Genomic DNA, 7,404 nt, shown 5'->3' with positions numbered 1-7,404 from the left:
TGTAGAGTACAAGCTGAAGTTAGTCCGTACATTTTTTATCAGTGATTTACGTTACCGGATGCGAAAGCATCAACAAGAGTTTCGCAGAGTGCCTGATTTTGAAAATCCACAAAGCCTGAATGAGAAGATAAATAACAGAATGATCTTCGAAAGAGACCCTTTCTTTACTATGCTGGCGGATAAAATTGCAGTCCGGGAGTACGTGAAAAAGAAAATTGGAGACGATTATCTCGTCCCGCTTTTAGGGGTCTTTGAGAGGGCTGAACTTATTGATTTATCTCATCTTCCTGAGCGGTTTGTATTGAAATGTAGTCATGACAGTGGCAGCGCGATTATCTGCAAAAATAAACATCAGTTCGATGAGCGGGCAGCAAAGAAAAAGCTTAATGATCATCTTAATCGGAATATGTATTATGTCACGCGTGAATGGCACTACAAGGATATCAAGCCTTATATAATCTGTGAAAAGTTTATCGATGTCTTCGGGGGGGAACCCTTACATCTTATTCCTGAAGTCTATCGCGTTCATTGTTTTTCAGGTAAAGCACATATTACCGAAGCCGATTTTACTGATGCCATGAATAATGAGTATGTCAATGTTTATGACCCGCACTGGAAAATTCTTCCGCTCACCATGGGTTACAATAACTCCCCGCATGAAATCGCTGAGCCTGTTCTTTATCGCCACATGATCGGCCTTGCGGAAAAGCTGGCGGAAGGTATCGCTTATTGCCGGGTGGATTTTATTGCCGATGCAAGCCAGATTTATTTTAGTGAGATAACCCTCACGCCATGCAACGGAAGGATACAGATATCCCCCGTGCACTGGGATTATTTTCTGGGGGAGTTGTGGGTGTGACTTTTCAGTTTAATTATGCAGTATTACATTTTTGCTTAGAAAAAACCCAGTGCATGTCTGAAATATCCTGAGAATGAGGGCGGCGATAATATCAAAAATACGCAATAGTAGGCGAAAATATAAAACAAAATGATCAAAACCAGCATGGCGATATCTCCTTTCATCCGGGTCGCCTTTAGTATAGGAGAGTAGAAGGATTGACGTATAAAAAGTCGCCGTTTAGGACGACTTTTCATACGTTCATGTTCAGTCCATCAGAAGGTATAAAGCACACCAAAATTGTAAGTTGTACCACCGCGCTTAACCACAATCGGGCTGTTACCCGCTTTGTCGTCCAGCCAGGTGTAATCGGCACTGACAACGCCGCCCCAGTGCGACGTGAACTGATGACTCCAGGTCAGGCTGCTGTCTACGCCATAGAACCCCCCGGCGGACTGATAAGGTGCGAAATTAGTGCGGTCGCTTTGTTCGCGGCTCACGCCATAAAAGGTGTTCATATAGCGCCGGTCGCCAAAGAGCGCCGCCGACTGAAGCGCGACAGTGTCGGTGTCGTTTTGTACCGGCAGTACCGTGACGGAAGTCTGATAATGTACACCTTGCCCGTCTGTCAGTGGCAGAGTGGCTTTGCCTTCAAAAGACAACCACGGTGTTGCTGACCAACCCACCGCGAGCGCGGTATTCATGGTCGCATCGATATTTCCCATGCCTTTGAGTTTATTCGAGCCATCCCGCCAGGTGGAATTTCTGTCTGTCCGCCCCAGGCTATATCCCAGCGTATGCTCCAGATACAGGCCGTTATCCGCCTGCAGGTCATAACCCACACCTTTCAGCGAATCGAAGAAAAAGGCGCCATCGCGCGCCTGAATGACCGGCGCAACCAGCCAGTGGCGCTGATCGGAACCGCTGTAGCGCGGCGCGCTTTGTGCGCCCATGCCGACGGTAAAGGTTGGCGCAGGCGGAGTGTTGTCGGCCATTGCCTGCAGCACTGTGGCGGACAGGCTGAAACAGGTCATCTGCAGCATTAGTTTTCTGGATATCATTGTGATTCCTCATCACCCAAACATATGGTTCGTAGCGGATTGCAGCCGCGTCTGAAACCCGAAGTATGAAGAGGCCGTGTCAATAAACTGTCGGGGAATTATGAAGAAACCGTCAAGACGCCCCCTGTGCAGGCAAAGCAGATCCTGATTGTGGAGAATGACGCCGATGTGACGGACATTTCCGGGGCGCATTTAAACGCTGCACATGTGCTGTCGCTGTGCCGGTCAGCAATCTTGCAAAAAAGTGTTCATCTTGACGGTTCCTTGATGAAATATTACGGGAATCTGGACAGTGATTGGATTGAATAGCGATATCTCAATTCAGGAAGACTGTCATGGCTGTTACCTTCACCGATTATGCGCGGCATGCTGTTCGCCATTTATCCGCCTCCGGCCGGATACTTCCCTTCATTCCTGCTGCCTGTCTGGCCATTATTGTTATGGTGCTGATAGGTTGTGGTGACAAAACCCATAAACAAACTCCTCCGGTCAGGCCGGTACGGGCAATTCTCGCACCGTCCCCGGTCGCGGTGGGTTCTCTGATTCAAACGGGTGAAATACGCGCCCATGAAGAGGTTACGCTCGGGTTCCGGCTGGACGGGCGCATTCTGACGCGGCAGGCCGAGGTGGGAGATCGTGTGATCGCAGGTCAGGTTCTCGCCACACAAGAAAGCGATACCAGCCGCAACCAGCTCAGCAGTGCGCAGGCCGATCTGAACAGTGCCCGCGCGGCAGAGCAGGTGGCCGCACTCAATCTCAGGCGTATGCAGTTACTGATGCCTTCGGGGGCTATTGCCCGATCGCAGCTTGATAGTGCCCAGGCTGACTGGCAGGCCGCCCGTGCGAAGCGTCAGAGCAGTGAAGATGCGCTCAAAAATGCGCAGGAAAATGTGTCCTGGACAAAACTCATTGCTCCGGCTGACGGGGTGATCACCCAGGTCAGCGCGTCGGCAGGACAAGTGGTCAGTGCCGGACAGTCTGTGATCACCCTGGCCAGTGGCAGCATTCGCGATGCCGTATTTGATGTGGCTGATCCTCAGTCTGTTCCTCAGCAAGCTGACAGCCTGTTTAATGTATCGCTACTTTCGGCCCCTTCCGTAGTGGCCCGGGGGCATTTCCGCGACGTCAGCCCGCAGGCCGATCCGCAAACCCGTACCTGGCGTCTGCGCATCACCCTGGATAACCCGCCACCGGCCATGGCACTCGGTGCCAGTGTTCAACTTACACTTAACGCGTCAGGTCCGCTTTTGATAGCACTGCCTGCCTCTGCGTTGACCCGTACCGGGAATAAACCGGCCGTTTTTGTGGTTGATGAGAAAACACAGTTGTTGCATTTAAGGCCAGTCGTTATCGGGCGTTACAGTACCTCTGAAATATTTATATCTGCCGGTATCCGCTCTGGCGAAAGGGTGGTCATTGCGGGTGTCAGTAAACTTCGAGACGGTGAAAAAGTTATCCCCGGGGAGGACAGCGAATGAAAACGTCTTCCCCGGTCGGGGCTTTCAACCTTTCAGCCTGGGCGCTGAATCATCAGTCGCTGATCGCCTTTTTTATGTTGCTGTTAATGGCGGCGGGTATCATCAGCTATGAGCAACTCCCCCGGAATGAAGACCCGGCGTTTACCATTAAAACTGCCGTGGTGTCTGCGAGCTGGCCGGGTGCAAGCGTGGAGGACACGGTTAATCTGGTCACCGATACGCTGGAGAAAAAACTGCAAGAAACGCCTTATCTTGACTTTGTCCAAAGTGAAACCCATGCAGGGCAATCAGTTATTTTTGTGAACCTTCGCGATGACACGCCCCCTTCAGAAGTCGCGGGTATCTGGTATCAGGTGCGTAAAAAGATGCAGGATATTGCGCCGTCACTGCCAGCGGGTGTGCAGGGCCCGGCGGTGAATGACGAATTTGATGACACATTTGGCACCATTTATGGCTTTACTGCAGAAGGTTTCACGCCGCGTGAGCTTCGTGACAGGGTCGATGATATCAGCCGCAGTCTGATGTCGTTGCCGGATATGGGGAAGATCAATCTGCTGGGTGTGCAGGAGGAGAATATTGTCCTCGCATTCTCACCGGCGCAGCTGGCGGGAATGGGACTGGATTTGCAACAAATCACCGATGCGCTGAAGGCGCAAAATGCGGTTGAACCTTCAGGCGTCTTGCGAAGCGATCGTGAAAACATTGCCTTGCGGGTGAGCGGCGCACTGACATCAGAGCAAAGTTTACGTGCCGTGACGCTGCATATTGCCGGGCGCTACATTCCGCTGACGGATATCGCGACCATTAGCCGCCAGGATGCCGAGCCTCCGTCACCGGCATTCCGGGTCAACGGTCAGCCTGCTATCGGTCTTGCCATATCCATGGCTTCTACCGGCAATATGCTTTCTTTCGGCAAGGCGCTCAATGACCGGATGGCTGCTATTGGCGCGCAGCTCCCGCATGGTATTGAAATGGTTAAAGTCGCGGATCAGTCGACAGTGGTTTCGCAGGCTGTAAGCGGATTTATCCGTGTATTAATTGAGGCTGTGGTCATTGTGCTGGCAGTGTCCTTCGTCTCATTAGGCACCCGTGCCGGGCTGGTGGTGGCTGCGGCGATCCCCATCGTGCTGGCGATGACGTTTATCGGCATGATGCTGGCGGGCATAGGCTTACAACGTATTTCACTGGGGGCGTTAATCATTGCCCTGGGGTTGCTGGTGGATGATGCCATGATCACCGTCGAGGCAATGGTATCCCGCATTGAGGCCGGTGATTCTAAATGGCGGGCAGCAACTTACGCATTCGAAACTACGGCTTTCCCGATGCTGACCGGCACGCTGGTGATGATAGCGGGCTTTATTCCGGTCGGATTTGCCGCCTCAAGTGCGGGAGAGTATTGCTATTCTCTCTTCGCCGTGGTGCTGATCGCACTTTTATGTTCGTGGGTAGTGGCCATCCTTTTTTCACCGCTGATCGGGACCTGGCTGCTACCTGAAAAACTGACATCACACGCGGAAAAACAGGGCAGACTGATGCGTTTCTATCAGCGTCTGCTCAATCAGGTTCTTCAAAAACGTGTGGCGACTCTCAGTATTGCCTGCCTTTTGTTAGGGCTTGCCGCTTATGCGACCACGTTTATGCAGGGCGAGTTTTTCCCTGCGTCTGATCGCCCGGAACTGCTGGTCAGCCTTACGCTTCCCGGCAATGCTTCTCAAAGCGACACCGCACGGCAAGCCGGGCGGCTGGAGCATGCCTTGAAAGACAATCCGAACATAGACCATTTTTCTACGTATGTGGGGTCAGGCGCGGTGCGCTTTTACCTGCCTATGGATGTGCTACTGGATGATGAAAACACAGCACAGCTGGTTGTTGTCGCTAAAAGCCTTGAGGACAGGGATAAATTACGTGCGCAATTGGAAACAGTTTTAGCCCGGGATTTCAGCGATATCACGACGCGTGTTTCGCCGCTGGAACTGGGGCCACCGGTAGGCTGGCCGGTAAAATATCGTATCAGCGGACCGGATTACGCGAAGGTCAGACAGATTGCGCAGCATCTCGCCAGTGTGCTCGGAAACAGTCCCGAGACCCGTGAAGTTAACCTGACCGCCGGTGAACCTGAGCGGGTCATCACTTTGCAGGTGAATCAGACCGCAGCACGCGCAGCGGGCGTTTCCTCCGAAAGTCTCGCCACATTGCTTAATACCGTCTGGTCAGGCAGCGTTGTCACCACCGTCAGGGATAAAAACCGGCTGATTGATGTTGTTCTGCGGGCAAATAAGCGTGAACGTCAGGATTTGACCACGCTGTCCGGGCTGATGATCACGACGGCAAACGGGCAGAAAATCCCCCTCAGTCAGGTGGCGACACCTGTCTGGGGCATTGATGACCCGGTTATCTGGCGTCGTCAGCGCCTGCCGTTTATCACTGTACAAACTGATTTAGCCGCAGGGCTGCGTGCAGAGACTGTTTCTCAGCAACTTGCTCCTTTGGTGTCACGCATCAGGGCAACTTTACCGCCGGAGTATACGATAGAGGAGGGTGGTGTGGTGGCAGAGTCGGACAAAGGCAACAGCTCGGTATTCGCGGTACTGCCGGTCACGCTGTTTGTTATGCTGATTTTGCTGATGGTCCAGTTGCAGCGCTTCTCCCGCATGCTTCTCGCCTTGTTCATGGCACCATTCGGACTGATTGGCATTGTGCTGGCGATGTTGCCGACAGGTACGCCGATGGGATTTGTCGCCTTACTCGGTATCATCGCTTTAGCAGGCATGATTATCCGCAACGCGGTGATCCTGATCAGCGAAGTGGACAATAACGTCAGGGAGGGTCTTGACCGCGATGAAGCCATCAAAGCGGCGGCACAACACCGCTCCCGGCCTATATTACTCACGGCTTGTGCTGCAATACTGGGAATGATCCCGATTGCGGAGCAGGTTTTCTGGGGACCTATGGCCTATGCGATTATCGGCGGTCTCATCGTTGCCACTTTCGTCACGCTTACTGTTTTACCCGCTTCGCTGAGTATTATTATGCAGTTTGAAAAGAATCATGTTAATGCAAAGTTAAACTAAGCTGATGAACTTCAGTCACGTAACAGTAGAACTCACTGTCGTACAGAGAAGGAGCCAGCCTGCGAGGTCTGGCTGTAACCTGTTCACGATAATGTTAGTTCTGTGCAATGCTCAGGCAGGTGAACATCTGCCTGAAATCATTCCAAGCCAGGCTGTAAGTTCATTATTGAAAGAAAGCATTAGGGTGAAAAGTATAACTAATAACAAGAGGTTAGAGGATGTCTCCAAAAGCCGTGTTTTTTGACTTAGATAATACGCTTACTCATCGAGCTTTGAGTATTGCCCGGTATGCAGAGATATTTTATTTGGCCTTTCGTAACCAACTTAAAGAAAAAAATGCAGATAATATTAATGCGATTATCACTCGTGAGGATAACGGCGGTTACCTTCCTGAAAACTCGCCATTTTCCTCAATCCGCGAGGCAGTAAGCCAAACATTAGCTTCAGAGCTACGATGGATAGACTCCCAACAGGGTAAGACAGTCCTGGAACATTGGGTCAATCACTTCCCTTCAGCGGCTATTCTCATGCCTGGTGCCAATGAACTGATTGATGAACTTATTAGGCATGGTATCGCTATTGGCGTCATATCAAATGGCGCTGAGTGGTCACGCAATAAAACGTTAGAAGCCCTTTCTCTTTCAGAAAAAATAGGCGTAATGCTCTGTTCTGAAAGGTTTGGCGAAAGTAAGCCCTCACCAAAAATATTTCATGCGGGAGCAAATCGGCTAGATTTACGTCCAGATCAGTGCTGGTATGTGGGCGATCATCCAGTTAATGATTATCAGGGAGCTAAAAATGCTGGCATGAAAGCTATCTGGCTGAAAGGTTTTCATCCATGGCCGGGACGGTGGGTTGATACAGAATATTCCGTAAATTCTCTTAACGAAATCACTATGATGTTTACGCAGCATGCTTTACCTCGGCCTTGGTGAGCAGAAAATAAGATACTATGT

Annotated in this window: 5 protein-coding genes; 4 read left to right on the top strand and 1 reads right to left on the bottom strand. The window is 51.3% G+C overall.

The genetic code is table 11. The features are described 5' to 3' along the window. Positions 1-859: ATP-grasp fold amidoligase family protein (locus J1785_RS05245; protein WP_217218965.1), on the top strand; the 859-nt coding region annotated here is incomplete at its 5' end. Between the two features lie 254 nt (positions 860-1,113). Here J1785_RS05245 and J1785_RS05240 read toward each other — a convergent pair. Then, positions 1,114-1,899, bottom strand: coding sequence for a MipA/OmpV family protein (locus tag J1785_RS05240; RefSeq protein ID WP_129955445.1), 786 nt, complete (start codon positions 1,897-1,899; stop codon positions 1,114-1,116). 335 nt (positions 1,900-2,234) lie between these two features. Between J1785_RS05240 and J1785_RS05235 the strand changes: the two genes are divergently transcribed. The 3 genes from J1785_RS05235 (at position 2,235) to J1785_RS05225 (ending at position 7,383) form a co-directional block, all read left to right on the top strand. Then, positions 2,235-3,377, top strand: coding sequence for an efflux RND transporter periplasmic adaptor subunit (locus tag J1785_RS05235; protein WP_217218964.1), 1,143 nt, complete (start codon positions 2,235-2,237; stop codon positions 3,375-3,377). Continuing rightward, the gene (locus tag J1785_RS05230; protein WP_217218963.1) at positions 3,374-6,448 is read left to right on the top strand and encodes an efflux RND transporter permease subunit; all 3,075 of its coding nucleotides are present in this window, start codon (positions 3,374-3,376) and stop codon (positions 6,446-6,448) included. The genes J1785_RS05235 and J1785_RS05230 overlap by 4 nt, the downstream gene beginning before the upstream one ends. 218 nt (positions 6,449-6,666) lie before the next feature. After that, positions 6,667-7,383, top strand: coding sequence for an HAD family hydrolase (locus J1785_RS05225; protein WP_217218962.1), 717 nt, complete (start codon positions 6,667-6,669; stop codon positions 7,381-7,383). Positions 7,384-7,404 lie beyond the last annotated feature (21 nt).

It is taken from the genome of Rahnella perminowiae (genome assembly GCF_019049755.1).
In the GTDB taxonomy this organism is placed as follows: domain Bacteria; phylum Pseudomonadota; class Gammaproteobacteria; order Enterobacterales; family Enterobacteriaceae; genus Rahnella; species Rahnella perminowiae.
Note: the sequence above shows the minus strand (reverse complement) of the source record. Positions and strands in the feature narration are given on the sequence as shown.

Excerpts from the sequence above, each read along its gene's own strand:
- J1785_RS05240 (WP_129955445.1), bottom strand. The coding sequence starts at position 1,899 with ATGATATCCAGAAAACTAATGCTGCAGATGACCTGTTTCAGCCTGTCC.
- J1785_RS05235 (WP_217218964.1), top strand. The coding sequence starts at position 2,235 with ATGGCTGTTACCTTCACCGATTATGCGCGGCATGCTGTTCGCCATTTA.
- J1785_RS05230 (WP_217218963.1), top strand. The coding sequence starts at position 3,374 with ATGAAAACGTCTTCCCCGGTCGGGGCTTTCAACCTTTCAGCCTGGGCG.
- J1785_RS05225 (WP_217218962.1), top strand. The coding sequence starts at position 6,667 with ATGTCTCCAAAAGCCGTGTTTTTTGACTTAGATAATACGCTTACTCAT.